This is a genomic window from Thauera propionica, from assembly GCF_002245655.1.
Lineage (GTDB): Bacteria > Pseudomonadota > Gammaproteobacteria > Burkholderiales > Rhodocyclaceae > Thauera > Thauera propionica.
The window spans coordinates 42,425-67,618 of the sequence record NZ_NOIH01000033.1 but is presented as its reverse complement, the minus strand read 5'-3'; the positions used below and the strand labels follow the sequence as shown (position 1 = coordinate 67,618).

Genomic DNA, 25,194 nt, shown 5'->3' with positions numbered 1-25,194 from the left:
AGCCCGCGTGAGGAAAGAAGGTGGGGGATTATTCAGGGGCGACTCAATATGCGCGATTCCCAACCGACCGGTGAGCAACTTGGCCACCCGCATGTCCTCGTCGGTCGACGGCGGGCGAAACCTCACCGTTGCGCAAGCCGGCGGACGCACCCCCTGCTTGACGAGTTCAAGGAGGATGTGCCGCGAATCCCTCCCACCGCTCAAGGGCACCATGAAGCGCTCATCGCCGGGCAACCTGCGTGCGATCGCCCGGGAAAAAAGCGCGCCATAGTTATCCACCGCCTCGTCGAAAGTGGGCGCCAGCACGGACGAGGGCAAGGCGCCCTCTTTATGCTGCTGGATATCCAGGCGCCCGTTCTCCCAGGTCAAGGTGCTGTTCGGCGGCATGAAACGCACGTCGTCGAATGGCGTATCGCTCCCGACGAAATGCCCCATGCGAAAGAAGATGGCGAGCGCCGGATAATCCAGTTGGCGATCCGAATTGCCCCTCACCACCTGCTCAAGCGAAGGAGAAATGCAGATCGACTTCGATTTTGCGCAGTAGAACAGGGGATAGAGCCCGTAGCGATCATTAGTCACCACGAGCCGACGTCCATCCCATGCCCACTCAAGGAACGCGCCGTCGTCGAGTTGCCCCACATCCCGGAGCACGCGCCGACCAAGCAGACATTTCATCACTCCATCGACGCGAACTAAGTCACTCTCTAGAGAAACGTAGAAAAATGGCTTCCCAGCATGGTCAACATTATCAAGACTCATTTTTCCGCCGAACACGAGTATTCCCGATCTTTAGCAACCTTTACAACAAGCTCCACGATATCGCCTGAACTCGAAAACTATCGAGCGCCAAATACAAACTTGCCGGAAATATTAAAAAGCTCCAGCATCGACCTCGGATCCCTCCGCAAAGTTCTAAAAACGAGTTTCCAGTCAAATGGCTTTCGCCTCCGCAAAAGGTGAATGACCCCACCCACAAACTCCTTACGCGCAGCACCCAACTGGCTTTCAACGTATAGCCTTTGCTGCGCACTCAAAGGAACCTCACCACAAATAGCTTTCGCAAGATCAATATAGCTCGAAGCCCGCAAGAGGGAATCACGAGTCCCCCACGATGCACTATCGAATATATTCACGCCCTCTCCTTCAGTGCTCAATATCCTTGTGGAAAAAGCGACCTTATTTACGGCACAACAAAGATGCAGCTTAAATAGCCTATCCTGCCCGTTCCTCAGCTTGTCACTGAAACGCAAATCGGGCGCGATACTTCGCCGGTAAACCATGGCTGACGGCCCCATGATGTTGCTTCGGCGTACGGCATAGTCGAAGAAGTTGCCCTGATACTCATACAGGTTGGAATCAGCATCAATAAGCAGGTGATCTTTGGGCTGTAGATTCAGTCTCGGATCATTTTCCCAATTGAACCGTGACGCTTCCTCAGAATATCTCTTGCTATCACTAAAGAACAGATCATAGCCCTTCTCAAGCGCTTGAATCGCACAAGCAAGAAAGGACTCCATCCATTCATCGTCCGAGTCCATGAGGGCAATGTAATCGCTTTCTGGGCAGACATTATCCAGACACTTGTTTCGCGCAGCACCAGCGCCAGCATTCGCCTGACGAACGATATGAACCCGCGGATCCAAGCAGCTTTCCTTAGAAAGATCCTCTTCTGCAGGAACTGGCGAGCTGTCATCTGTTATGACAACCCTTAGATCGAAAGGCCCCTCTTGGGCAAGAATGGATTTGACACACTTCGCGAGTACGCCATGCTTTCTCTGGTAGTACGGAATAATGACTGAGACGAGAGGACGTCTATTTATTTTAGAGGCTGAATCGGTCACTTCTTACCCTCCACAATGCCACATAGCCAACAAACGGTAGCGAAGATCCACGACTTAAGATGGGAAGGCTTTTCCCGGCAACTTGCAATGAACTCTGGCATTGCTTTCCCGTAGTGTCCCTTGCTGTAATGCCGGTAACCGCAAGAAAAGTGGATGTGCTGCAGGCGCTCAGAAAGTTGTTGCGGCGTTATCGATTCGCCGTTAGGGCTGGAGAGACCCCATCTGCCCGTCGCCCGCCGGATGATGTGCGCCGCATAGTTGAAGTCGGCACCTCGCGCAATCGCGCTCCCCGGGTGCTGCCGGTAAACGGCAAAGACGCGCTTGAGCACGTGGATCTCAGTCTCCCGTGACGCCCGGAGGAAAAAATCGTAGTCCTGCCCCAGACGTAGCGTCTCGTCGAACAGCCCGATCCTCTCCACCAGAGCCCTGCGCATCATGACCGTGGTGGTCCAGACGTAGTTATCCAGCAGCATCTTGTGGTACCCCCAGCCCGACGCATCGGGGTCGACCGCAGCGGGGTCAATGGCCGCGTTGCCAGCAGCGAGTGCGGCCGGGTCGCCGAATCTACCATCGGCATCGGCCACCCAGGGCGCGAAACCGGTGCCAAGCATCGCGATGTCGGGGTGGGCCTCGAAGTAGTCGAGCTGGGCCTTCAGCTTGCCCGGCAGCCAGACGTCATCTGCATCGAGAAAGGCGATGTACTCTCCCCTCGCCTCACGCAGACCCACGTTGCGGGCAGTGGCCGAGCCGCCGTTGTCCTTGCGGAACAGTCTCACCACCGGGAAGTTCTGCTCGACAAAGTCCGCCGTTCCGTCACGCGACCCGTCGTCGATGACCAGAATCTCCACCCCGGGCACGTCCTGCAGAAACACACTGTTGATCGCCTCTGCGATGAACGCCTTCACATTGAAGGCCGGCATGATTACGGACACCTTAGGCACGACCTGACTCATTTCTTCTCCCGAGGACGGCTGCGCAGCATGACACAGCGACGTTTAGTTCATGCGGTTATTATAGGGGTCGTGCGTTTGACAAGCCGTCACTTGCCCGCCATCCACCAGCCCACAGTCCGGACCAGAACCTCGATGGGAACACGCAGGGCCCTTGGCGTAACATCCGCGTCACAACTCATCTCGTTTGCACTGAACCTGCTCAATGTCATCGTCGTGGCACGACTGCTTACGCCGTCCGAGATCGGCGTGTTTTCCGTCGCTGTCTCGTTCCAGGCAATCGTCCATGTGTTCAGGGAGTTCGGCGTCAACCAGTATCTCGTACAGGCCACGTCTGTTGCCGAGGATGACTTCCGGGCTGCCTTTACGCTGACGCTGATGTTCTCGTGGACAGTCGCGCTGTTCTTGTTCGTAGGCTCCGGTCCTCTTTCCGTGTTCTACAACCACGACGGCGTGGCAACAGTACTTGCACTGCTTGCCGTCAACTTCTTGCTCATGCCTTTTGGCACGCCTTCGCTAGGAATGTTGGTCCGGGAGTTGCGTTTCGAACGCCTTGCAGCAATCCGCATCGCCAATCTCTCCACGGCCACGATCGTGACAATCACTGCAGCATGGCTTGGCCAGAGCTATCTGAGCATGGTTTGGGGTGCAATCGCCGGGCAAATTGCCAACCTCGTGGCCGTATCGATCGCCCGCCCCCAAGGGATCCTGATGTTGCCGACGCTCAACGGCGTGCGCTCCATCTTCCGCTTCGGCTCAATTTCGAGTGCGGCGACACTGATTCAGGAACTCGGGCGTAGCGCCCCCGACTTGATCCTGGGGCGGACGCTAGGCTTTTCAGCGGTGGCCTACTACAGCCGGGCGGCCGGTTTGCGTGACATGCTGCTTGGGCAACTCGTTGCCGTGGTGAACGGGGTGCATTTTCCCACCTTTGCCCAGGCAATCCGAGATGGCGCCGATCCCGCAGAACTTTACGCACGGGCAACGACCTATCTGATCGGGGTCACAATCCCATTTCTGGCTCTGCTTGCGCTTCTGGCGGAACCGCTGATCCTCTTTTTCTTCGGCGATCAGTGGCTGGTATCCGCACCGCTGGCAACGCTACTATGCCTCTTCGCGATATTCACGGCGCCCTACGCGCTTGCAAGGCTTTCCCTTATCGCAAGCGGCCAGGTATCCAGTGTCCTGTACCTAGAGTGTGTCGTGCAGGCAATCCGCATTGCTGTCCTGCTCACCTCGATCTGGCTGCCGCTCGAACGCGTGGTCCCGCTTCTCGGGATCGTCGCTGCGATCGAAGCTGCGGCCTACCAGTACGGGTTGCGACGATACCTCGGCGTCGGCTTCGCACAGTTGTGGAAGAGCATCGCCACCGCATCCGTGCTCTCTCTTCTCACGCTCCTGGGTCCAGGCCTGCTGTGGCTGTCGCCGATTGCAGATGCCGACTCAATGTCCATGAGGTTCTCCCTTCTTGCCCTGTCGGGCCTGACAGCCCTTGGAGCTTGGGTTGCCGGACTATTCCTGCTGAAACACCCGTTGCGCGAGGAACTCGTCAACGTGATCAGCACGGCTGTTCGTTTCGTGAGGCGCTAAGCATCAAGAGTCGTCTGCTGCAGTCATGCTCCGGGGTATCGACGCCGCAGGTTTGAAGCAAGGCGCAGGCCGAATCGGCCGGCATCCTTATCCCATGGCGTAAAACGCGGCAACTGAAATAAATCACAACCAGCGCCGGCCGCTCCCCAGTTTGTGGATACGGCCGCCTCGAAACCGAGAGATTTCACAAGCTCGACATGCTCACCGCAGTAATCTGCGTCGAGCTTTCCGTTGGGATAGGCAAACAAGCCTAGCTTTTCGCCCAACAGCGCCTCGAGGACATGCTTGCTGGTTGCGACCTCATCCTGCGCACGTACGAATTCCAGCCGGGCCAGAATCGGGTGGCTGACGGTGTGGGCGCCCACCACCATGCCAGCGTCTCGCAGTTCACGCACCTGGGCAGAACTCATCATCAAATCGTTTGGCAGCATTGCAGCAGAGGACTCTGCCACTTCAGCAACAGCCTCTGCCCGCTGGGCGGAGGGGAGATGCTTGATCCCGGAGATCAGCGTAGCGACGGCAGCTCTTTTCTGCTCCAGGGTTCCCAAGGCAAGCGGAGGGATACCTGCAGCCTTGCAGGCCAGACTATCCCGCGCCGCGCCGCGCACCGACTCGATGATCGTGTCGTTCCACATGCGGCCCCCATCAAGGAAGCCAGTGGCAACGAAGAACGCCGCTGACAGCTTGTGCTTCTGCAGCAAGGGCATGGCAATCGTTCTGTTATCGGCGTAACCATCATCAAAGGTGATCGCCGCAGCCCTGGGCGGCAAACTGCCCGCCTTGAGCCGCCGCACCGCCTCGTCCAGTGGCAAGACGTTCATCCAGTGACCCAGCCAGGTCAGGAGTTCGTCAAAGCGCGCGGCGTCGACCTCGTCCGGGAACAAGGGGTCCGGCACGGGCAGCACGCGATGGAAGATCAGGATCGACAGCCGGCCACGCTGCCCACCCGGCGAAAGCGCGGACAGCCCCAGTTTCGGGACACACAAACCAAGGAGACCGATCACGGTTTCACCGACCTTGTTCGATTGCTCGCCTGAGGAGCCGGCGCAGCGGAAGACCCGCTCTGCTGGTGTTTGGAACGTCGCAGGCCGGCGTACTCGAGGAAAGACACCGGCGCCTCCCGCTCCCAGGCGCGGGTGACGACCCAACGCTTGGCGAGCACCACCATCACCATCACGTTATAGGGCAGGTCGAAGTATGAAAGACTCAGGAATGCCCCACCCACGGCGAAGCCGACAAAACAGACCTGCGCCATCGCGCCCAGGTCGGCCGCCCAGCGTGTCTCCGGGTTGCCGCGGGCATTTCTGTTGAGCCAGCCAGCCATGCGGTAGGCTGACACCCACATCGCCAGGTACAGGAACAGCCCGAGAAAGCCGTGGTTGCCGAGGATCTGGAAGTAGATGCTGTGTGCAGCAAGCGTTTTCTGATCGTAAACCCCGTACAGCATGAAAAGGATCTCATGCTGGTAGCTCATGCCGGCACCGAACAAATGATGCTTGGCTACCTGGAAGGCCACGATCCAGGCATTGATGCGCCCCATGGCTGACGCGTCTTCCTCGTAAGTCCTGATCGTGTCCATCCGACTCCACCAGTGCTCGGGCATCATCGGCAGCAGTGCCAGTACCACGACGCCAATCATCAGTGCGATCGGGCCCTTCTTCTTGCTGCGCCACCAGAACATGGCGCCCATGGCGGCAATGGCCAACAACGCGCCACGGGAGTGGGAACCCAACGCCGACGCGGCGCAAAGCAGCATGGCGGCGGATATGCCATGGCGGATCCAAGCCTTGCTGACCTGAAGTTGCAGGAAGTGCAGCAGCGGGATGGCCATGATCAGGGCAAGCGCAAACTCATTGTTGTCCTGGATGAAGGACCCGGTCGGGCCCCAGGTCCGATAATTGCCCCCGGTCAGGATCGTGAAGACCCCGCCCTTGACCCCAAGCACAGCCAGGGAGCCCGCCGAGACCCAGGCAAACGCAATGATGTGGTGCTTGGAGAACAGCAGTGCAGCCGCCACAAAGGTCATGAAGTAGATCTTCATCACCTTGTTCCACTGCTCGTAGTCGCCAGCCGTATCCATGCCCAAAAGCCAGGAAAACGTTATGGCCAATGTGAGCAGCAGGAACCACACCATGGGTGGCCCCTGGAAGGGACTTTGCCGTTCCCGCGTAAGGAACAGACCAAGCAGTGTTGCTGCGGCCGCAACCGCTGCGAGCGGCGCCGAATAGGCGAAGCCCCATGCATAACGGTGCGGACTCATAATGCTTAGCCAGGTCCAGAGCATTACGCCGATCCAGGGGCGCTTGAGCGCCATCGCCGCCATCACGCCCACGATCGAGACAATCAGCAAGTCACGCATCTGGCTTTGCTTCCTTACCGGACGGCCACGTGGCTGACCACGTAGCGGAACTTCCCGGACTTCTCGGCCGGGATGGACTCAACAAACTCCACCGACACCTGCACACCTGCCCCAAGCCTGCGGCGGAAGCCGTCAATCACGGCGCAGTCCAGCCCATCGGTGCTCGCCCCCAGCTCCGGCACGATCAACGCCCGCGTGTGGCTGCGAGTTTCCTGCACGATCTTGAAGGCACGCACCGCGGGGATGTCGCGCAGTATGTAGATCAGCGAAAGCCCGTGCAGCACCGTACCGTCTTCGGCAACCACGAAGTCGGTGCTCCGCCCCTGGATGTCCCTTAGGATGGGCAGCCCGCGCCCGCAGGGGCAGGCTTCGTCACCCAGCGTACCGATGTCGCCAGTGCGGTAGCGGATGAAGGGGTAGTCGCGCGTGGCCAGGTGGGTAACGACGATCTCTCCCGACTGGCCTGCCGGCAGCACCCTGCCCGCCTCGTCGATGATCTCGACGACGATGTCCTCGGCGGTGATGTGCATGTTGCCGCTGGGGCATTCGTGGGCAATGAAGCCGGCGTCGCGCCCGCCGTAGCCATTGGCAACCGGGCAGCGGAAGAGCCGGCTGATGGTCTCACGCTGGTGGTCGTAGAGTCGTTCAGACGTGCAGAACACCACCTTGATGCCCAGGTCGTCGAGTCGGACACCACGTTGCTCGGCGCGCAGGGCAATGTGGCTGATGGCCGAGGGGTAGCCGAACAGCATCTTCGGCCGGCGTTCGCGGATGCGGGCGATGAAACCATCAACCTTGTCGTCGGACATCTCGAACGCACGCAGCAGCTCGGTACGCATCAGCGCGTCGCGCACCAGGCGCACACGGTCTTGCGTGCCGAGTTCGATCGGCGAGCCCCACACCACGATCTCGCGATCGCCAATGTCGACGTCCCACCAGCGCGTAGCGCGCCATTTGGCGGCGACGTCGTGGGTGACGCGCTCGGTGCCGATGAAGAAGATCAGCGGCTCGCCGCTGCTGCCACCGGTGTTGAAGCGGGCCAGACCCACCGCGTTATCGGCGCGCAAGGCGTCGCTATGCGCGCGGATCTCGGCCTTGGTGAGGAAGGGTAGCGCCTGCAGGTCGGCCACGCTGCGCACGGAGGCGGGGTCGAAGCCGATGCGGGCGAAGAGCGCGCGGTAGTAGGGCACATGCACGGCCACATCGTTCAGCAGCGCCTTGAGACGCTGGAGCTGCAAGTCCTGGATACGCTCGCGCGGCCACCACTGAGCGGCGTCCATCTCGCGATGAACGCGCACGGTGTCGTGCTTCTTGAGGCGTTCCTGCAGCGGGAAGAGCACGCCGGAGACGAAGCGGGTGTAGAGGTCGCTCATGGTGTTTTCTCTCGGGCTGCAGGCCGCATGGTTTCGGCAGGCAGGTGCATGGCGTCTTGGTAAGCGGCGAGCAGGGTGTCGCGTACGGCCTCCCAGCGGTAGCGCTGCACGGCTTGCAGGCCGGTGGCGCGCAGCGCACTGGCACAGACCGGATCGGTCAGGACCTGCAAGGCGGCAGCGCCCATGGATTCCGCATCGCTAGCCGGCACCAGCAGCGCGGTGCGACCGTGCTCGACGATGAAGGGCACGCCGCCGACATCGGTACTGACGACGGGCACCCCGCTGGCCAGGGATTCGAGCACCGAATTGGGCATGTTGTCGACGTGGCTGGGGTTGAGGCTGAGGTCCGCCTCGCGGTACAGCGCGGCCATCTGCTCGCGGTCAAGACGGCCAGTAAAACGAACCCGGTCGGCCACACCGAGCGCGGCGGCGAGTTGTTCGAGCGATTCGCGCAGCGGCCCGCTGCCGGCAATCGATAAGCGCGCCGCCGGCAGCTTTGAGGCGACGACGGCAAAAGCCCGCAGCGCAACGTCTATGCCGTAGATGGGTTCGAGGTTGCGCGCCACAACGATGTGCGGCGCCTGCGGGTTGGGCGGGTAGTGCTGCGCCGGATGGAAGCGGACCAGGTCGATGATGTTCGGCACCACCCTGCCCTGCATGCCGTGGCGCGCGAACACTTCAAGCAGGAAACCCGAGGGCAGCAGCAGACTGGCGCTGTGGCGCAATGTCCGGCGTACGGAATCCGCCGCCTTGGCAAGGAAAGGACCCGCTTCGCCACCTCGGTAATTGACCACCACCGGCGTGCCCCGCAGCGCAGCAAGGCGGATCGCCGGCATCGCAAACAGGTGCCACGACCAGCCCGAGTTGGCCATCAGATGCACGATGTCGGCGCGGCCGCTGGCCTGCCAGAGCTGCACCAGATACGGCAACAGACGGAATATGGCGCGCACGCCCTTGAGGCGGCCCGCCCAGGCAGGTCTATAGGGAGCATTCACCTGAACCAGTTCGACGCTCGCCCCCTCCCCGCGCAGCAACTCGGCGAGCTGACGGGTCTGGTTGGCCATGCCGCCCGCCGGCGGGGGCAGCGGGCCGACAAGCAGGATGCGCAGGTCGCGAAAATCCTTGGCCATCTCAGGCCACACGCTTGGCCGCCAGGCGGTCATAGACCGGGACATAGTTCGCCACACTGTTCTTCCAGTTGCGCACCTTCTCGACGAACTCCCGCCCGGCCGCACGCATCTCCGGCCACCGCTCGCGGTGGTCGAGCATGTCGCCGATGGCGGCAGCGAGCGCATCCGGATCGCCCGCGCGGAAGAGCCGACCGGTTTCGCCGTCGCGGATCAGCTCCTTGTGGCCACCGACGTCGGACGCGACGAACAGCCGCCCCTGCGCCATGGCCTCGAGCGGCTTGAGCGGGGTTACGAGCTCGGTGAGGCGCATCGAGTGGCGCGGATAGGCGAGCAAGTCGATCTGGTCGTAGTAACGGCTGACCTCGCTGTGCGGCACGCGACCGGTAAAGACGATCTTGTCGACAACGCCCAGTTGCTGCGCCTGCGCCTTGAGGTTGGCCTCCTGCGGGCCGCCACCCACCAGCAGCAGGCGCAGGTCGGGACGCTTCTGCAACAGCGCAGGGAAGGCGTCGAGCAGCAGGTCGAGACCTTCGTAGGCATAGAAAGACCCGACGAAACCGACGGTGGTGGTGCCCGCCAGCCCGAGCTGATGGCGCAGCACTGGGTCCGCATCGCCCGAGAGCTGGAATCCTTCGATGTCGACCGCGTTGGGGATCACGCTGACCTTGGCGGACGGAATGCCACGGGCGACGATGTCCGCGCGCAGCCCTTCGCAGATGGTGAACGCGTGATCGACGCGCTTGAGCGCCCAGGTTTCCATGGCGCGCGTGGCGCGATAACGCAGGCTGCCCTCGGCCGTGGTGCCGTGGTCGACTGCGGCGTCCTCCCAGAAGGCGCGGATCTCGTAGACCACCGGAATCCCGAGCCGCTTGCCGACGCGGATGGCCGGGATGGCGTTGAGGACGGGCGAATGCGCGTGCAGCACATCGGGCTTCAGCTCGCGCGCGAGCTGCTCCAGCCGCGTCTTGGTGGCACGCATCAGGCGCAGCTCGTTGATGCCGGCGGGCCCCGCTTCGGGCACCGGGCTGCGGTAGAAGCGCAAGCCATCGACGTCCTCGACGTCAGCCGCTACCTTGCCCTGCTTGGGCGAGGTCAGGTGAAACGTCTCCCAGCCCAGCGCACGCTGCTCACGCAGGATGGCCGCAGTGCGGAAGGTGTAGCCGCTGTGCAGCGGAATGGAGTGATCGAGGATGTGGAGGATGCGCATGGTTAGCGGGGCAGCAGTGGGCGGATCAGCGCTTTCAGTTTCGGCAGCTCACGCTCTACCGTAGCCCAGACAATCTCGTGGTCGACCTGAAAATAGCCGTGGGCGAGTGCATTGCGCATTTCGTACGCAAAGCTCAAGGGCAGTTCAGGGTGTTGGGCTGCGAATTCCGGGTGATCACGCTGGATGTTTCGACTTGCTTCCCCAATGACCTCGATGTTTCGAATGACCGCATCCTGGACCAACTCGTCACGGAGATATCGGGACTGATCAAGCTCGGTCGTGTAGCGTTCGATTCGTTCGATCGCTTCGATGATGTGCCCAAGGTAATCAGCCAGACGCTGCTTGTTACGAGTCATAGCGGCGCTGCCTCGGAGAGCACCTGGGCACGAAACTTCTCTGGCAGGCCGCGCGGCGTCAGCACGTCCACATCGACCTTCAACAGCGTACGAAGCTCATGCCGTATCGCACCGATGTCCATCAGAGTCGTCTCTGGCGTCGGGTCGACGAGGATGTCGAGATCGCTACCTTCCTCGTCGTCGCCTCGAAGCACGGAGCCGAAGACGCGAGCATTGCGAACATGATGCGCGGCGACGATGCGTCGCACCTGCTCACGATGGAGACGAAGGGCTTCAGAGGGTTTCATTTCTCGCTCCGACGGATCAACTCAGGCATAAACGTGGTGCTCAACCGGGTCAGTCACCATTGATCCGTTGTTCCGCACGAAGGCCTCGAACATCAGCAAGGTCCACAGCGGCGCGCTGTAATCGCGGGCGCCGGACTGGTGGGCGTCGACCAGGTGCTGCAGGTAGTCACGATTGAAGATACCCGTCGCCGCCAGCGTATCGCCCAGCACTGCATCACGGACGCGCTGCTTGAGCGGACCACGGAACCAGCGCGCCAGCGGAACGGCAAAGCCCATCTTCGGCCGATAGAGCACGTCGCTGGGCAGGAAGGGCTCCATCGCCTTCTTGAACAGGTACTTGCCTTCGTTGCCCTGGATCTTGAGGCCGGAGGGCAGTGTGGCCAGCCATTCGACCAGCTTGTGGTCCATCAGCGGTTCGCGCACTTCGAGAGAGTGCGCCATGCTGGCGCGGTCGACCTTGGTGTTGATGTCGCCGACCAGATAGGTCTTGAGATCGAGGTACTGGATCAGCGCCAGCGGATCGTCGGTACCGGCGTTCGCGGCATGGCGGCGGAAGACGTCGAGCGCGTCGTAGCCACCCAGCTTGCCGCGGAAATCCGCACTGAACAGCTTGGCGCGCATGTCGCCACGCAGGATGGAGACGCTGTGGAAGTAGGCCTCGGTGGCGTCGCGCGCCATGGCCTGGAAGGTGGTCTTGGCGCGGAACACACGCGGCGCCCAGTCGGCCTTGGGATAGACCCGCCCGAGCAGGCCGAACACCGGCTGACGCAGCCCCAGCGGCAGCGCCGAACGCATCTTCTCTTCCATCAGGTGCATGCGGTAGCGGCGATAGCCGCCAAAGCTCTCGTCGCCGCCGTCACCGGACAGCGCAACGGTGACCTTCTTGCGCGCGAGCTGGCACACCCGGTAGGTGGGGATGGCGGAGCTGTCGGCGTAGGGCTCGTCGTAGAGCGCAGCCAGGGTGTCGATGAGGTCGAAGTCGTCGGACTTGACCGTCTCTACGAAGTGGTTGGTCCGGTAGCGGTCCGCGACCATCTGCGCGAACTCGGACTCGTTGAACTTGGGGTCGTCGAAGGCGATGGAGCAGGTGTTGACCGGCTCGTCGGACAGCCCCGCCATGGTGGCGACGACTGCGCTGGAATCGACCCCGCCGGACAGGAAGGCGCCCAGCGGCACCTCGGAAATCATGCGCAGGCGGACGGATTCGCGCAGGCGCTCGGTAAGTTCGGCGGTGGCCTCGGTCAGGCTGATGTCGTTGTCGAGGGTGAAGCGCACGTCCCAATACTGCTTGGGCTCGGGGATGGGCTGGCCGCGGCGGATGCACAGCGATTCGCCCGGGCCGAGCTTCCTGGCGCCGAGGAAGATGGTGCGAGGTTCGGCAACGTATCCGAGTGCGAAGTATTCCTCGACGGCCAGCGGGTCGATGCGGCGGTCGAGGTCGGGGTGCTGCATGAGCACCTTGAGCTCGGAACCGAAGGCGAGCGTGCCGTCGGGCAGCAGCGCGTAGAACATCGGTTTGACCGCCAGGCGGTCGCGTGCCATGAAGAAGGTGTCGCGGTTGCGGTCGTGCAGCGCGAACGCGAACATGCCGCGGAAGCGCTGCACGCAGTCCTCGCCCCAGGCTTCCCAGGCGTGGACGATGACTTCGGTGTCGCTGCGGGTGTGGAAGACGTGGCCCAGGGCCTCGAGCTCGGGGACGAGTTCCTGGAAGTTGTAGATCTCGCCGTTGAACACCACGGCCACCGAGCCGTCCTCGTTGAACAGCGGCTGCTGGCCGGTGGCGAGGTCGATGATGGACAGCCGCCGGTGGGCGAGCGCGACACCTGGCTCGAAGTGGTAGCCGCCTTCGTCCGGACCGCGGTGGTGCTGGACGTCGTTCATGCGCTGCATCAGCGCGCGGTCGAAGTCGCGTTTGCCGCGGGTGTCGAAAAGGCCGGCGATGCCGCACATAAGCGAGAGTCCTTGTTATCGGGCGCCCGTCGGGCGCAGCAGGGATTCGTAGAGTTGCGTGTAGCGCGTGACCATATTGTCGATGCTGAAATTTTGCTCGACGCGCTGCCGTCCGCTGGCGCCGTGTTCTTGTCGCAATGCAGCATCGGAAGTGTAGCGCAGTAAGGCCTGTGCCATGGCATCGGGATTTTCTGCGGGTACGAGCGCCCCGGTTTGCCCCGCAACGACGAGCTCGGCATTGCCGCCAACGTCGGTGGCGACCACCGGCAGGCCGCTGGCCATGGCCTCGAGGATGGTGTTGGAGATACCCTCGGCGCGCGAAGGCAATGCAAACACATCGATGGCGCGCATGACCTCGGGCACGTCGCTGCGCTCACCGGCGAGCCAAGTGATGTCGGCGATGCCGGTAGCGCGGATTTCGGACTCGACCTCGGCGCGCTGCGGGCCGTCACCGGCGATGAGTAGCCGCAACGCTGGCCCGTCCACGCCCTGCTTGCGCGCGATGGCGACTGCACGCACGAGGCTCACCTGGTCCTTGACCGTCTGCAACCGGCCAACGGTGCCGACGATGACCGCCGAAGGGTCCGCGAACGGGCTGCCCGCGAGGGTCTCGCGCACCAGCGCGGGCTGGAAGCGCTGGGTATCCACGCCGTTGCAGATGCGCTCGACGCGCTGCGCGGCAATGCCGACGCGATCGGTGAGGTAGGACTCGATCTGGCCAGACAGCGCGACGTAGCGATTGACAAAGGGGCTGTAGGCGCTGCGCAGAAGTTGGTATTTGCGCAGCAGACCGCCGGGGTCGGACGCGTCCCAGCCATGCTCGCCATGCACGCGTGCGGGTACGCCGGCAACGAATGCAGGCACGGCAAACTCCAGCGCTGCCAAGTTGCGCGTATGCACGATGGCCGGGTGCAACTGGCGGAACAGCCGGTACAGGCGGGGATAGAGCTTGATGCCATGACCGGGGGGCTTGTGCAGCGAGATGAACTCGACATCCATTCGCTTGACCCGCTGGCAAAAGACCGGAGCACACTGCGCCAACGCCACCACTGCATGGCGAAAGCGCTCGGCCGGCATGTGGTTGATGAGATTGACGACGCCGTTCTCCAGCCCGCCCACGTCGAAGCTGTAAAGCAGATGCATGACCAGCGGGCGATCGTCGGCCTCGCGGACGGAGCCCTGGACGATCATTGCAGAATGCTCCGTGCTGGCACCTCCACGGCCTGCCCGATCGCTGCGGCGTGACTCGCAAGGAAAGCCTGCAGGCGCGCGCGCGCGGCGTCTTCATCCAGCCCCTCGGGCGTGGCCAGCACCACCACCGCTGACTCGTCAGCCAAGCCGAGCAGCCGGTCGAGCACCAGCCGCAACTTGGCTTCGGCATCGCCCACCACGCTGCGACCGTTGATGCGGTACCAGTGCCAGGTGAGCACACGCCCCTGAGGGGTTGAGATGAGGCTCTCGCGCACCGGTTGGCCTGCGAAGGTGAGCGTACGCGAGGTCCGCAGCAGGCTGACGTTCTGCATTGACGGCGACGCTGGACCATTGCCCCAGGCCACCATTTCACTGTTCTCGCGCTGGCCGAAGTACCAGGCGGCATGGAGCAGCACCGGCGCGGCGCTCTCATGAGTTGCATAGTTCCGCGAGATCTCGGCACGAGCGCCCGCATAGACGGGACGGTAGTCGAAGGATGTACCGGGAGATTCGACCCACCCTTTGGCCGGGGCGGGCGCGGACAGGGCGACCGGAAACTCGGGGACGGGGGCATCGAGCAGCTTGAGCACGGGTGGGAACAAGGCGACGGCCACCAACAAGGGCAGGACCGCGAGCCCGCGCACCACGCGCGGCTTATCGCCCTGTGCCGCCTCGCCTTGCGGCGCCACGGCAGCCGGCGCCTCCTGCCATCTGCCGCCGATCCAGAACATCAGGAAGATGACCACGCCGAAGAATACCCAGCCATAGAGGATGTGATCCACGCCGACCGCGATCTTGTTGTCTGAAAGATAGCCAAGCATGACGATGAAGTACGCCCGCACCCAGTTGGCGAGGATGGGCACTGCAACGGCGACGAGCATGAACAGCAGGCGGCGCTTGAAGCTGGTGTAATGCAGATAGGCATAGAGAGCCCCCACGAAAAGCGAGGCAATGAGGTAACGCACGCCGCTGCAGGCTTCGACCACGGACCAGCGTCCGTTGGGCACGATGAAGTGCAGCCCTTCCTGATACACCGGCACGCCGGACAGGCGCAATGCCCATACGGTGAACTCGGCGGTGTAATGCATGAGCGTGGGCAGCATGAACTCGCCGATCGGCACGCCGAAGAAGAGGAATAACAGCGGAAACAGCAGCACCCGACTCAGCCGCCAGCCGAGCACACCGACGAAGGCCGAAACCAGCAACGCGAACAGCGCAAAGTGCTGTGCCGCTGCCACGCTGACCATGCCGCCGAGCAGCCAGAGTAATCCGGCCACAAGGATGGGCAGCGTCATCCAGGCAGTGGGCTGTAGCTGCAAGCCGCCGACGCGATCCCGCGCACGCCACACCAGCCAACCGAAGGCGGGCAAGACTGCCAGCCCGTGGGCAAAGGTTTCTGAGTTCCACCAGATACCGGCGACTTCGCGTGCGGTGTGCCAATACCACCCCGCTACCCACAGGAACGTGAGCAGCAGCACTGTAACGACCGACATGAAACTACCGCGAGCGGTGCTCATGCGAACTCCAGGAGGGTCTTGTCGAACAGGCGCAGGTGGGCCCGCCAACTGTAGCGTTCGACCACGCAGACGCGCGCGGCGCGGCCCATCAGGTTCCTGCGGTCGGGATCGGCAAGCAGCCCGACCGTGCATTTCACCATCTCGTCCGCCCCGCGGGCGATCTCGCAATGTTCACTGGCGCGGGCGGCGAGCCCAACGGCTGCCTCCGCCGACACCACCACCGGCCGCGCCATCGCCATGGCCTCCAGCACCTTGTTCTGGATGCCGCGCGCGATGCGCAAGGGCGCGACGACGACATCAGCATGTGCGATATAGGGGCGCACGTCCGGCACCGTGCCGGTGACGGTGACGCCTTCGCCCGCCAGGGCCTGGACGGCAGGAGCGGGATTCATGCCGACGATCCAGAAGCGCGCATCGGGCACGTCGCGGCGGATTTGCGGCAGTAGTTCGGTGGCGAACCAGGTGACGGCGTCGATGTTGGGCCAGTAGTCCATGGCGCCACTGAACACGATCACCGGGCCACCCGCGGGATAGGGTGATTCGCCGCCGTTGGCCGGCGAGAAGAAGTCTGCATCCACGCCGTTCTGCATGACCTGCGTGCGCTCGCGCGCCTCGGGTGCCGAGCGGATGAACAGGGCCGCTTCGGCTTCGGTGACGAAAAGGCTCGCATCGCTGTCCATAGCCGCCTTGCGCTCGAAGGCCAGCAGGTGTTCGCCTTCGCGGCGATACAGCCAGGACATCGGCCACGGCCGGTCGGCGGCGTACTGCGTCCACTTGGCCGAATCGACGTCGCAGAAATCGACGATGCGCCGCTGCAGGCCCGGCGCGTCGAGGTACTGTGCCATGGGCCCCGAGAAGGCCACCGCCTGAGTGATGCCATGCTGCGCGACTGTGGCGCGCACCCATTGCGCCAGGCGCGCGCTGCGGTAGTACGGCAGGCTCAGCGCCTCGCCGGTCAGCAGGCCGCGCAGGCTCTTGATGCGGCCGAATCGCGGATCGAGTTCGACCGCGCAGACGTCCTCGCACCATTCGCCAAGCCGGGCGACATGCTGGCGGTCGTCGGGATGGTCGACGAAGGTGCCGAGGAAGACGCGCCGGGTGCGCGCCAGCTGGCGCAGGATGTTGAACGAGCGCACCTTGTCGCCCTTGTTGGGCGGGTACGGGATGCGGTGCACCAGATACAGGACCGGAGGAAGGGAAGCGCGCGGATCAGCCAAAGCCCTACCCCAGGTTGCGCACGATGTGCGGCCCGATCGCGTTGGCCACGCCCAGCGGCAGCCGTTTCCACAGCGCGATGAAGGCGCGGTACTTCGGGTTCATCGGGTTGTTCTGCGGCACGCTGTCGCGCTTGTACAGGCGGTATTCGTAGGACAGCGGCTGCGGCTCGAAGCCCCAGTTCTTCTTGAAGCTGTAGGGACCGGTGCCGACCTTGCTGCGGCCGTAGTCGAAGACCTTGCAGCCACGCTCACAGGCGCGGCGCATCAGCTCCCAGTATTTGAAGTCATTGGCGGCCAGGTCGCGCGCGGCCAGGTCGTCGCCGGCGTAGTACGGCAACACCTCGTCGCGGAAATAGAAGCTGAGCACGCTGGACAGCGGCTTGCCCGCGGGGTCGGTGACCGTGAGCACCTCGCAGGCCTCGCCGAAGCTGTCCTTGAGGCGCTGGAAGAACTTCTTCGACAGCGCGGGCGTGCCGTGGCGCCGCACGTTGTCGGCGTAGAGCGCGAAGAAGCGGTCCACGTTGCCGTCGGTCTCGCTGACGAGCCCATTCTTGATGCCCTTGCGCACCATCGCGCGCTGCTTGCGCGGGATGGCGAGCATGTTGTCCTCCACCTCGGGCAGGATGGCCTTGCGGAAGGTGACGTAGAGATCCTGCCGCGGCCAGTCTTCGTGGCGGACCTGAAGGTTGCGGTACTCGAGGTGCTGCACGCCCAGCTTGCGGGCGAGCGCGTCGGCCTCGGCCTCCAGCGCGGACAACGCCTCGGGCCCGGCATCGTCCGCCGCGGCAATGCCGCCATAGACGCAGAACGGCAGGGAGGTCAGCGCATGGCCGAAGAGCCGGCTTCTGACCTCGGCCAGCGGCAGCACGGCGATGATCTCGCCCGCGCGCTCGGCAAACAGGAAGAAGCAGCGGTGGCGCAGCACGTCCTCGACGATGCCCTGCCAGGCCGACAGGTGGAAGAAGGTCGCCTGCGGGCAGGCGCGCACGAAGGCGTCCCAGCGCGCGGCATCGGCGGGCGTGAGTGTCCTGACCGTGATCGGCAGTCTGTCCATGGCGTCCTCGGCAGGTGTTCAGGCCGCGTCGCGGAAGACTTCGTCCGCGCGTCCCCAGGCAAAGTCGGACAGCAGGCGGTCGAGGCGCGATTCGGTACGCTCGAGATTGATGTAGTGGCGGAAGCGGGTCTTGGCCGTGGCCTCGCGCACGCGGGGCTGCTCGGGGTCGATCTCCCACGGGTGGAAATAGAAGATCGCGGGTCGCTTGTCGGCCGCATTCACACGGGCGATCTGCCAGCGCGACACCGGGTAGGGCAGCAGGCGGAAGAAGCCGCCACCGCCGGCCGGCCAGTTGCGGCCAAAGGCGCGCAGCGTAGTGACGGGCACTTCCATCAGCCCGTTCTCGAGCCGCCACGGGAAGCGCGGCGCATCGGGAATGCCGTAGTGGTCGTGCTTGACCGGATAGACGCTCGAACTGTAGGCGTAGCCGGCCTGCGCGATGCAGTCGTGCGCCCACAGGTTGTTGGTGCCGATGGAAAAGCTCGGCGCGCGATAGCCGCTGACGCCCTGCCCGGTGATGTCCTCCAGCACGGCCTTCGCCAGGCGGATGTCGGCGGTGAAGGCCTCGGGCGTCATCGCGCTGGCGCGCTCGTGACCGTAGCCGTGACTGGCGACCTCGTGGCCGTTGTCGGCGATGCGGCGGATGAGTTGCGGAAAGCGCTCTGCGATCCAGCCCAGCGTGAAGAAGGTGCCACGGGCACCATGGCCATCGAGCAGTTCCAGGATGCGGTCGACGTTGCGCTCGACCCGGCAGGGCACGGCATCCCAGCCTTCACGCGGGAAGTGCGGTGCCAATGCGGAGACCTGGAAGTAGTCCTCGACGTCGCAGGTGAAGGCGTTGGTGATGCGGCTGCTCATGGTCACACCTTTGCGGCCTGGGGTTCGGCGGCGGCCCGCTCGGCAAGCCAGCCATGCAGATGGGCAGCGATGCGCGCGGCGGTGCAGCCGTCCCAGTATTCGGGGATGCGGCCAGCCTTGCCGCCAGTAGCCAGGATGGTGCGCGCGGCGGCCACGATGGCCTCGGGCGCGATGCCGACCAAGGTATTGGTGCCCTGCTCCACCGTGATCGGGCGCTCGGTGTTCTCGCGGATCGTGACACAGGGCACGCCCAGCGCCGTGGTCTCTTCCTGGATACCGCCCGAGTCGGTAAGCACCAGGCGCGCACCCGACATCAGGCCGAGCATTTCGAGGTAACCCTGCGGCGGCAGGATCAGGAAGCCATCGCCGCCGAGTCGGTCGAGCATACCGAAGCGCTCTAGGTTGTTGCGGGTGCGCGGATGCAGCGCGACGATCAGCGGCAGCGACTGGCTGACGTCGTGCAGGGCGTCGATGATCGGGCCGAGGGTATCGGCGTTGTCGACGTTGGACGGCCGATGCAGCGTTACGACCCCATAGCCGTTGGCGATTCGCCCGGCGTCGAGCCCGGCGGCAGCGAGCAGCTCAGTCGCCGGCACGGCCTTGGGCAGGCTGGCTCGCAGGCTGTCGATCATGACGTTGCCGACGAAGACCGCACGCTCGTCAGGAATGCCCTCGCGCGCGAGATTGTCGTGCGCGCTGCGCTCGGTGGTGTACAGCACGTCCGACAGCTGGTCGGTGAGGATGCGGTTGATTTCCTCGGGCATGCGGCGGTCGTAGCTGCGCAGGCCGGATTCGACATGCACCACCGGGATGTGGCGCTTGCTGGCCACCAGCGCGCAGGCCAGCGTCGAATTCACGTCGCCCACCACCAGCACCGCGCGGGCGCCATGCTGGTCGATGACGGGCTCGAAACGCTTCATGACCTCGGCAGTCTGCACCGCATGCGAACCGGAGCCGACGGCCAGGTTGACGTCGGGCTCGGGCAGGTCGAGGTCGGCGAACAGCCGGTCCTTCATCGCCGGGTCGTAATGCTGGCCGGTATGCACCAGCAGCGTCGGAATCGGCGGATTGTGGGCGGCGAAGGCCTTGATGATCGGCGCCACCTTCATGTAGTTGGGGCGCGCGCCGACGATGCAGATGACCGGTGCGGTGGACGGCGTTGGCGTGCTCATGGCGTCTTCTCGCTGGCAGGCGCATCGCGGCGCACCGCCTGCAGCAACTGGTTGAGGACGTTCAGCGTGGCCGAGACCGAATGTTCAAGGCCGGCCAGGCGGGCCTCGATGCGCTGCATGTCGAAACCGGCCGCCATGCCTGAGACCTGATCGGCCAGTTCGGGCGAGACCTGCAGGCGCTCCAGCGCCAGCTGATCGAACGCCAGGCCTTGCGGATGGTGTGGCGCGCCCGCGGTATGCACTGCACGGGCGCCCGCCGCGGCGAACTCTTCCTTGAGCTCGTCGATGACCTCGCGCACATCGGCTTCGCCGATCGTGTGCCGTTCCGACAGGTAGGCGCCCAGCAGCAGACGGTCGCACAGCGTGTTGATCTTGCGCGGGATGCCGCCCGTGTAGCCGTAGATGGCGGTGTAGGCGCCGGGCTCGAAGGCAGGATCGCTGTTCCAGCCAACATGACCGAGTCGGTGCTCGATGTAGCCGCGCGTTTCCTGCGAATCGAGCGGCCCGAGGTGGTAGGACGCGATAACCCGCTGGCGCAACTGCTGCATCTCGCCGCTCTGCATGATGTCGCGGAACTCCGGCTGCCCGACCAGGAAACTCTGCAGCAGCGCGTGGTCCTCGAGCTGGAAGTTCGACAGCATGCGCAACTCCTCGACCGCGGCCGGGGTGAGGTTCTGCGCCTCATCGACGATCAGCAGCGCCCGCTTGCCCGACGCGGCGACGGACACCAGGAAGGTCTCGAGCGCCAGCAGCAGGCCGGCCTTGTCGAGCGTCCGGCTGGGCACGCCGAAGGCGGCCGCCACCATGCGCAGCATGTCATTGGCGTCGATCTGCGTGCTGACCAGGTTGGCCGCCACGACCTTGTCGGGGTCGAGCTGCTCGAGCAGGCTGCGCACGATCGTGGTCTTGCCCGCACCGATTTCGCCGGTGATGACGATGAAGCCCTCGCTCTGGTGCAGGCCGTACTCCAGATAGGCCATCGCGCGCTTGTGCCCGCGGCTGCCGTAGAAGAAGGACGGATCGGGGTTGAGCTGAAAGGGCTTGCCGTTGAACTTGAAGAAGGATTCGTACATCGGGTTTCCGGTCAGAAACGCATGCCCAGCGTGGCGGTGACGGCGTTCTCGGTGTAGTCGTCGGTTCCTTCGGCCTTCTGGTATCGGTAGTTGAGACCACCAGTGGTGTCCGACCCGAGCTTGCGCGTGACCCCCACGGTAAAGATGGAACGGTCGACCTCGCGGCGACTGCTACCTTGGCCTTCGGACTTGGAGCGCGTAAGCGCACCGTTCAGGGTTGCAAGGCCCGAGAGCTTGTGTGACAGCGAGACAGAGGCAGAGCGTGTCTTGATGTAGTCGAACTCGGTGAAATCGTCGGTGAGCAAGAAGCCCGAGAACGTATTCAAGCGTTCGCGCTCGGTCTGATTGAGGGAAACCGACAGGGTGTTGCGGGCCCCGGTAAACGTTACGCCAGCCCGCGCCGTGCGCTGGAGGTAATAGGCGTTGGTGCGAATACCCACACCTCCGGCCCGCTCGTAGGCCGAGCGTGCGATGCGAACCCTCTCGGCTTCCGGCAACGCCGGGTCGGTCAGCTGATAGAAAAGCTGGAAAACCGGGTCAAGGACGAACCCACCCGCCAGTTCATCAAGCGAAGACGTAATGTCGCGGCTAACGGAAACATTCCAGACGGAGCGCGCCATACGATGGCGCACCTGGACGTCGTATCCGGTGCCGAAGATACGATCCTCGCCCGTGACCGAGATGTTGGTACGCTCGGTGGGGTACCAGTCGAACCCCATCCCCCAGATCGCACCCTCTTCGCCGTCGGCAACCGCGTAATCATTCGACTCATATCCCCCGATCGCGCGCACTCGGAACTGGGGATCGACATTGACGAACAAGGTGGCACGACCGACCTCCTGCGTCACGTTACGACCCTGATCTTCCTCATAGCTGTTGTCGGTGCGGACGTAATCGACACCCCAGCCGAAGAGCCTGAATGCCCCCGGATCGGAAACGCCAAGCGTCCACCGCTTCTGGTGCTGGTCACCGTAGCTCGCACTTCCGCCCTGCAGCCAGCGCGATTCATAGCCGAGCCGACCTGAACCCGCATCACCGAATCTGAACTCGTAGCGCGGCGCAATGGACCAGACGCGCGTCTCATTGTCTTCGCTGGCGCTCAGCTCATCGCCACTGTAGCGACGACCGAAAGACGAGGTTTCGTTGCGGCTAATCGAGCCCGAAGCTGCGATGAACACCGCGTCCTCGATGGCCTCGAACTCGCCGTTGCCCCGAAACGCAAGAAAGGTTTCATTCTGGTCGGTTTCCCGAGCATGAACGAGGTTACGCAGGCTCGCATCCAGGTAGCCGCGAAACCGGCCGGAAGCGCGCGACACCGATATGCCGGGGGAGACTTCCGCAATCCAGTCCTGTGTGGGATCTTCGCCAGTGGTGTCGACATTGTCGGTCCACGTTAGCCGCGTATTGAGCGTCGGCGTCACCGTCACCGTCTGTGCGAACGCCGGCGCTGCGGTCACGACAGCGAGCGTCAGCACCGACAGCAACGGCGACATGGCCTGCATGCGTGCGCGCACCTCAGGCCGCCTGTTCGCGCGGGGTATCGCCATAAGAATAACCATAGCCATAGTAGGAGCCGGGACTGCGCTCGCGCGACTTGTTGAGCACCATCAGCTTGATCGGGCAACTCTCGATCGTTGCCAGCGCCTGCCTGATCGTTGCGTGCGTGGTGCGCTCGGCTTCCACGACCATCACGATCTGCCCCATGTGGGTGGCAAGGACACGGGACTCGGTCGTGACCAGCAGCGGCGGCGAGTCGAAGACGATGATGCGGTCGGGATAACGCGTCGCCATCTGCTCAAGCAGGCGCGTCATCGCCTCGGAGGCGAGCAGTTCGGTCGCACGCTGGTGCGGCATGCCGGCAGGCAGGATCGAGAGCTTCTCGATGTTGGTCCGAAGCAGGACATCGCTGAGGTCGGTGACGTCGCCGGTAAGCACATCCATCAGCCCCTTCTCGGGCGGCAGGCCGAGTTGCCGGAGGACGGAAGGACGCGAGACGTCCGCATCCACCAGGAGGACGGTGTAGTCCAGCTCCATGGCCATGCTGATGGCGAGGTTCACCGAGTTGAAGGTCTTGCCCTCGCCCGGGAGGGCGCTGGTCACCATGATCAGGTTGCCGTCGTCAATCTTTGCGGCCCCCGTGGCCGTGGCGTTCCGCAGCAGCGGGCGCTTGATGACCCGGTATTCTTCGGCAGTGGTGCTGCGCGGCCGGTCAGGCGTCACCATCCCGAGCGAGTGGAGCCGTGCGAGATCGATCTGCGCGACGCGGGATACGACGCGGCTGAATGTGTGGCTGTCGGCCTTCGGCACCTCCGATGACTGCACACCGTCAGCCTCCGTCACGGGCGCCTGCGGTACCGGCGTGGCGGCAGGCACAGTCGCGACGGGCTTGACGGGCAGTTCGTCCTCGGGCTCGGCCGAGGCCTGCTTCAGCTGGTCTAGCCGCTGTGCGGCTTTTTCGATAAGGCTCATCGTAGCGTTTCCCTTCAGCCCTGGATCAGTTTGAGTGCGACGACGGCAACGGCAAAGCTCGCTGCATACGCGAGCACCCCCCCGCCGAACGCAAGCAGCCCCCTCCGCCGCTTGCGCCTGCGCTCATCGGTCTGAAGCATCGACACGACCCCCAGCACCGGAAGGCCGGTGACCTCACGCAACATGCGCCCGTCGGCAAACGCCGGACGAAGCTGGCTGATCAGGAAAGTCAGCGCAAAGCCTGCTCCCAGGCCAGCTAGGGCCGCGAGCGGCAGCAACAGGATGCGATTAGGAGCGGACGGCGTTGTCGGCAGCGTCGGCGGATCGATCACGCGGAAATCGGCAATCCCGCCCTGCGTGTTCATTTCGACCGAAATCGCCGCCGACTCGCGCCGGGACACGAGGCTGTCGTAGTTCGCCTTGTTCACGCTGTAGTCGCGGTTGAGTTGCGCCATCTCGGCCTCGATTTCGGGCACGCGCTTGGCGAGCTCCTGCAGTTGACCGAGGCGACTCTGGTACTCCGCCACGCGCGCGCGCATCGACGCCACCCGCGATTCCGACTCGGCCAGTGCGAGCTTCATCTGCTGGAACACCGGGTTGGAGTTCAGCGCCCCGAACTGCGAACCCCCGCCTGCAGCCCGCATCATCTCGATCTGTTCGCGCTTCTGCGCCTCGAGATCCTCGATCACGCGGCGGGCGCCGGTCACGTCCGGATGCTGCTCCGTGTAGCGCTGCAGCAAGGCGTCGAGATTGCGCTTGAGCGCTTCGATGCGCCCATCGATCTCGGGAATGGACACCGCCGAATTCGGCGGCGTCTGCGGCAGCAGGACCGGCTCCTCGCCGACGAGCTGGCGCTGCATGGCGTCGCGCGCGTTCTCCGCCTCGCGCAGCTCGAGTTGCGCCTGCTGGAGCTGTGCATTGAGTTGGGCAATCTGGGTGATGTAGTCACGTCCACCGTCGCCGAGCAGCCCCATGTTTCGCAGCCGGAATTCCTTGACCCTGTTTTCGGCTTCGACCAGCTTCTGCTCGTAGTTGCGGATCTGCTCCTCGATGAAGCGGCGGGCAGCATCCGAGTCCTGACGCTTGCTGCCCAGCCCGGACTCGACGAACAGCGAAACCAGCGACTGCACGACACGCTGCGCCCGCTCGGGTTTGGTATCGGAGTATGCGAGCGCGAACAGGTTGGTGCGATCCGCCGAACGGATCTGAAGATCCCTCGCGAGACGGGTGATCAAGGCCTCGCGCTGCTCGGGCGTACGCACGTCGAGATCGAGATCCGCCATGGTGATCAGCTTTTCGACGTTGGGCCGGCTGATCAGCGTTCGGCTCAACATGGCGATCTGCTGGTCGATGTTGGGCTGGACGGCCAGCCCGGACATCAGCGGGCGAAGGACCGACTGTGTGTCGACATGAATGCGGGCGGTGGATTCGTAGCGGTCAGGCATCATGTAGATGGCCACGCCCGCGGCAAGCCCGATCACCCAGGCGAACGCAAGCCCCCACCACCGGAAGCGCCACATGCCGCGCAGGTAACCGACGATCTGTGTTACGAGTTCTTCCATCGAGCTTCTTCAATCGACGCGGAACCCGTTGTCGTGCA

Annotated in this window: 22 protein-coding genes; 1 reads left to right on the top strand and 21 read right to left on the bottom strand. The window is 63.7% G+C overall.

Annotated features, from left to right (window positions below; all coding sequences use genetic code 11):
• The 3 genes from CGK74_RS17370 to CGK74_RS17360 form a co-directional block, all read right to left on the bottom strand.
• Nucleotides 1-774 (bottom strand): asparagine synthase-related protein (locus CGK74_RS17370; protein WP_206186286.1); only part of this gene is annotated, 774 nt, incomplete at its 3' end.
• 62 nt (nt 775-836) lie between these two features.
• The gene (locus CGK74_RS17365) at nt 837-1,841 is read right to left on the bottom strand and encodes a glycosyltransferase family 2 protein (protein ID WP_094269645.1); all 1,005 of its coding nucleotides are present in this window, start codon (nt 1,839-1,841) and stop codon (nt 837-839) included.
• On the bottom strand, nt 1,838-2,794 hold the full coding sequence (locus tag CGK74_RS17360) for a glycosyltransferase family 2 protein (protein ID WP_094269644.1): 957 nt from the start codon (nt 2,792-2,794) through the stop codon (nt 1,838-1,840). Before CGK74_RS17360 ends, CGK74_RS17365 begins: the two co-directional genes overlap by 4 nt.
• 132 nt (nt 2,795-2,926) lie before the next feature.
• On the opposite strand from CGK74_RS17360, the gene CGK74_RS17355 reads away from it, so the two are divergent.
• Nucleotides 2,927-4,381, top strand: a complete 1,455-nt coding sequence (locus CGK74_RS17355) for an oligosaccharide flippase family protein (RefSeq protein WP_165770106.1) — start codon at nt 2,927-2,929, stop codon at nt 4,379-4,381.
• 23 nt (nt 4,382-4,404) lie between these two features.
• Here CGK74_RS17355 and CGK74_RS17350 read toward each other — a convergent pair whose 3' ends face one another.
• From CGK74_RS17350 to CGK74_RS17265, 18 genes are read right to left on the bottom strand one after another with little or no spacing between them, the layout of a single operon-like run.
• The gene (locus CGK74_RS17350) at nt 4,405-5,385 is read right to left on the bottom strand and encodes a polysaccharide deacetylase family protein (RefSeq protein WP_240498772.1); all 981 of its coding nucleotides are present in this window, start codon (nt 5,383-5,385) and stop codon (nt 4,405-4,407) included.
• On the bottom strand, nt 5,382-6,740 hold the full coding sequence (locus tag CGK74_RS17345; RefSeq protein WP_094269642.1) for a putative O-glycosylation ligase, exosortase A system-associated: 1,359 nt from the start codon (nt 6,738-6,740) through the stop codon (nt 5,382-5,384). Before CGK74_RS17345 ends, CGK74_RS17350 begins: the two co-directional genes overlap by 4 nt.
• A 14-nt stretch (nt 6,741-6,754) precedes the next feature.
• On the bottom strand, nt 6,755-8,113 hold the full coding sequence (locus tag CGK74_RS17340; RefSeq protein WP_094269641.1) for a phenylacetate--CoA ligase family protein: 1,359 nt from the start codon (nt 8,111-8,113) through the stop codon (nt 6,755-6,757).
• Nucleotides 8,110-9,243 carry a glycosyltransferase family 4 protein gene (locus CGK74_RS17335; protein ID WP_094269640.1) on the bottom strand — a complete coding sequence of 378 codons (1,134 nt, stop codon included), beginning with the start codon at nt 9,241-9,243 and terminating at the stop codon, nt 8,110-8,112. The genes CGK74_RS17340 and CGK74_RS17335 overlap by 4 nt, the downstream gene beginning before the upstream one ends.
• Nucleotide 9,244: 1 nt before the next feature.
• Nucleotides 9,245-10,450 carry a TIGR04063 family PEP-CTERM/XrtA system glycosyltransferase gene (locus tag CGK74_RS17330; RefSeq protein ID WP_094269639.1) on the bottom strand — a complete coding sequence of 402 codons (1,206 nt, stop codon included), beginning with the start codon at nt 10,448-10,450 and terminating at the stop codon, nt 9,245-9,247.
• A 2-nt stretch (nt 10,451-10,452) separates the two neighbouring features.
• Nucleotides 10,453-10,806 carry a HepT-like ribonuclease domain-containing protein gene (locus CGK74_RS17325; RefSeq protein WP_094269638.1) on the bottom strand — a complete coding sequence of 118 codons (354 nt, stop codon included), beginning with the start codon at nt 10,804-10,806 and terminating at the stop codon, nt 10,453-10,455.
• The gene (locus CGK74_RS17320) at nt 10,803-11,093 is read right to left on the bottom strand and encodes a nucleotidyltransferase family protein (protein ID WP_094269637.1); all 291 of its coding nucleotides are present in this window, start codon (nt 11,091-11,093) and stop codon (nt 10,803-10,805) included. Before CGK74_RS17320 ends, CGK74_RS17325 begins: the two co-directional genes overlap by 4 nt.
• 21 nt (nt 11,094-11,114) lie before the next feature.
• Complete coding sequence (locus CGK74_RS17315; protein ID WP_094269636.1) at nt 11,115-13,043, bottom strand: XrtA/PEP-CTERM system amidotransferase; 1,929 nt, start codon at nt 13,041-13,043, stop codon at nt 11,115-11,117.
• A 15-nt stretch (nt 13,044-13,058) separates the two neighbouring features.
• Nucleotides 13,059-14,234 (bottom strand): TIGR03088 family PEP-CTERM/XrtA system glycosyltransferase, encoded by a 1,176-nt coding sequence (locus CGK74_RS17310; protein WP_094269635.1) that lies wholly within the window; start codon nt 14,232-14,234, stop codon nt 13,059-13,061.
• Entirely contained in the window at nt 14,231-15,751 is a 1,521-nt protein-coding gene (gene xrtA / locus CGK74_RS17305) for an exosortase A (RefSeq protein ID WP_094269634.1), read from the bottom strand. The genes CGK74_RS17310 and xrtA overlap by 4 nt, the downstream gene beginning before the upstream one ends.
• Nucleotides 15,748-16,968, bottom strand: a complete 1,221-nt coding sequence (locus CGK74_RS17300) for a TIGR03087 family PEP-CTERM/XrtA system glycosyltransferase (protein ID WP_094269633.1) — start codon at nt 16,966-16,968, stop codon at nt 15,748-15,750. Before CGK74_RS17300 ends, xrtA begins: the two co-directional genes overlap by 4 nt.
• A gap of 4 nt (nt 16,969-16,972) precedes the next feature.
• Complete coding sequence (locus CGK74_RS17295; protein ID WP_094269632.1) at nt 16,973-18,022, bottom strand: FemAB family XrtA/PEP-CTERM system-associated protein; 1,050 nt, start codon at nt 18,020-18,022, stop codon at nt 16,973-16,975.
• A gap of 18 nt (nt 18,023-18,040) precedes the next feature.
• Complete coding sequence (locus CGK74_RS17290) at nt 18,041-18,880, bottom strand: XrtA system polysaccharide deacetylase (protein WP_094269631.1); 840 nt, start codon at nt 18,878-18,880, stop codon at nt 18,041-18,043.
• 2 nt (nt 18,881-18,882) lie between these two features.
• Nucleotides 18,883-20,052 carry a non-hydrolyzing UDP-N-acetylglucosamine 2-epimerase gene (gene wecB, locus CGK74_RS17285; protein ID WP_094269630.1) on the bottom strand — a complete coding sequence of 390 codons (1,170 nt, stop codon included), beginning with the start codon at nt 20,050-20,052 and terminating at the stop codon, nt 18,883-18,885.
• Nucleotides 20,049-21,125, bottom strand: coding sequence for an XrtA/PEP-CTERM system-associated ATPase (locus CGK74_RS17280; RefSeq protein WP_094269629.1), 1,077 nt, complete (start codon nt 21,123-21,125; stop codon nt 20,049-20,051). The genes wecB and CGK74_RS17280 overlap by 4 nt, the downstream gene beginning before the upstream one ends.
• An 11-nt stretch (nt 21,126-21,136) precedes the next feature.
• On the bottom strand, nt 21,137-22,627 hold the full coding sequence (locus tag CGK74_RS17275; RefSeq protein ID WP_094269651.1) for a TIGR03016 family PEP-CTERM system-associated outer membrane protein: 1,491 nt from the start codon (nt 22,625-22,627) through the stop codon (nt 21,137-21,139).
• 13 nt (nt 22,628-22,640) lie between these two features.
• Nucleotides 22,641-23,594 (bottom strand): XrtA-associated tyrosine autokinase, encoded by a 954-nt coding sequence (locus CGK74_RS17270; RefSeq protein ID WP_094269628.1) that lies wholly within the window; start codon nt 23,592-23,594, stop codon nt 22,641-22,643.
• Nucleotides 23,595-23,608: 14 nt separating this feature from the next.
• Nucleotides 23,609-25,156 (bottom strand): XrtA system polysaccharide chain length determinant, encoded by a 1,548-nt coding sequence (locus CGK74_RS17265; RefSeq protein WP_094269627.1) that lies wholly within the window; start codon nt 25,154-25,156, stop codon nt 23,609-23,611.
• Nucleotides 25,157-25,194: the final 38 nt, after the last annotated feature.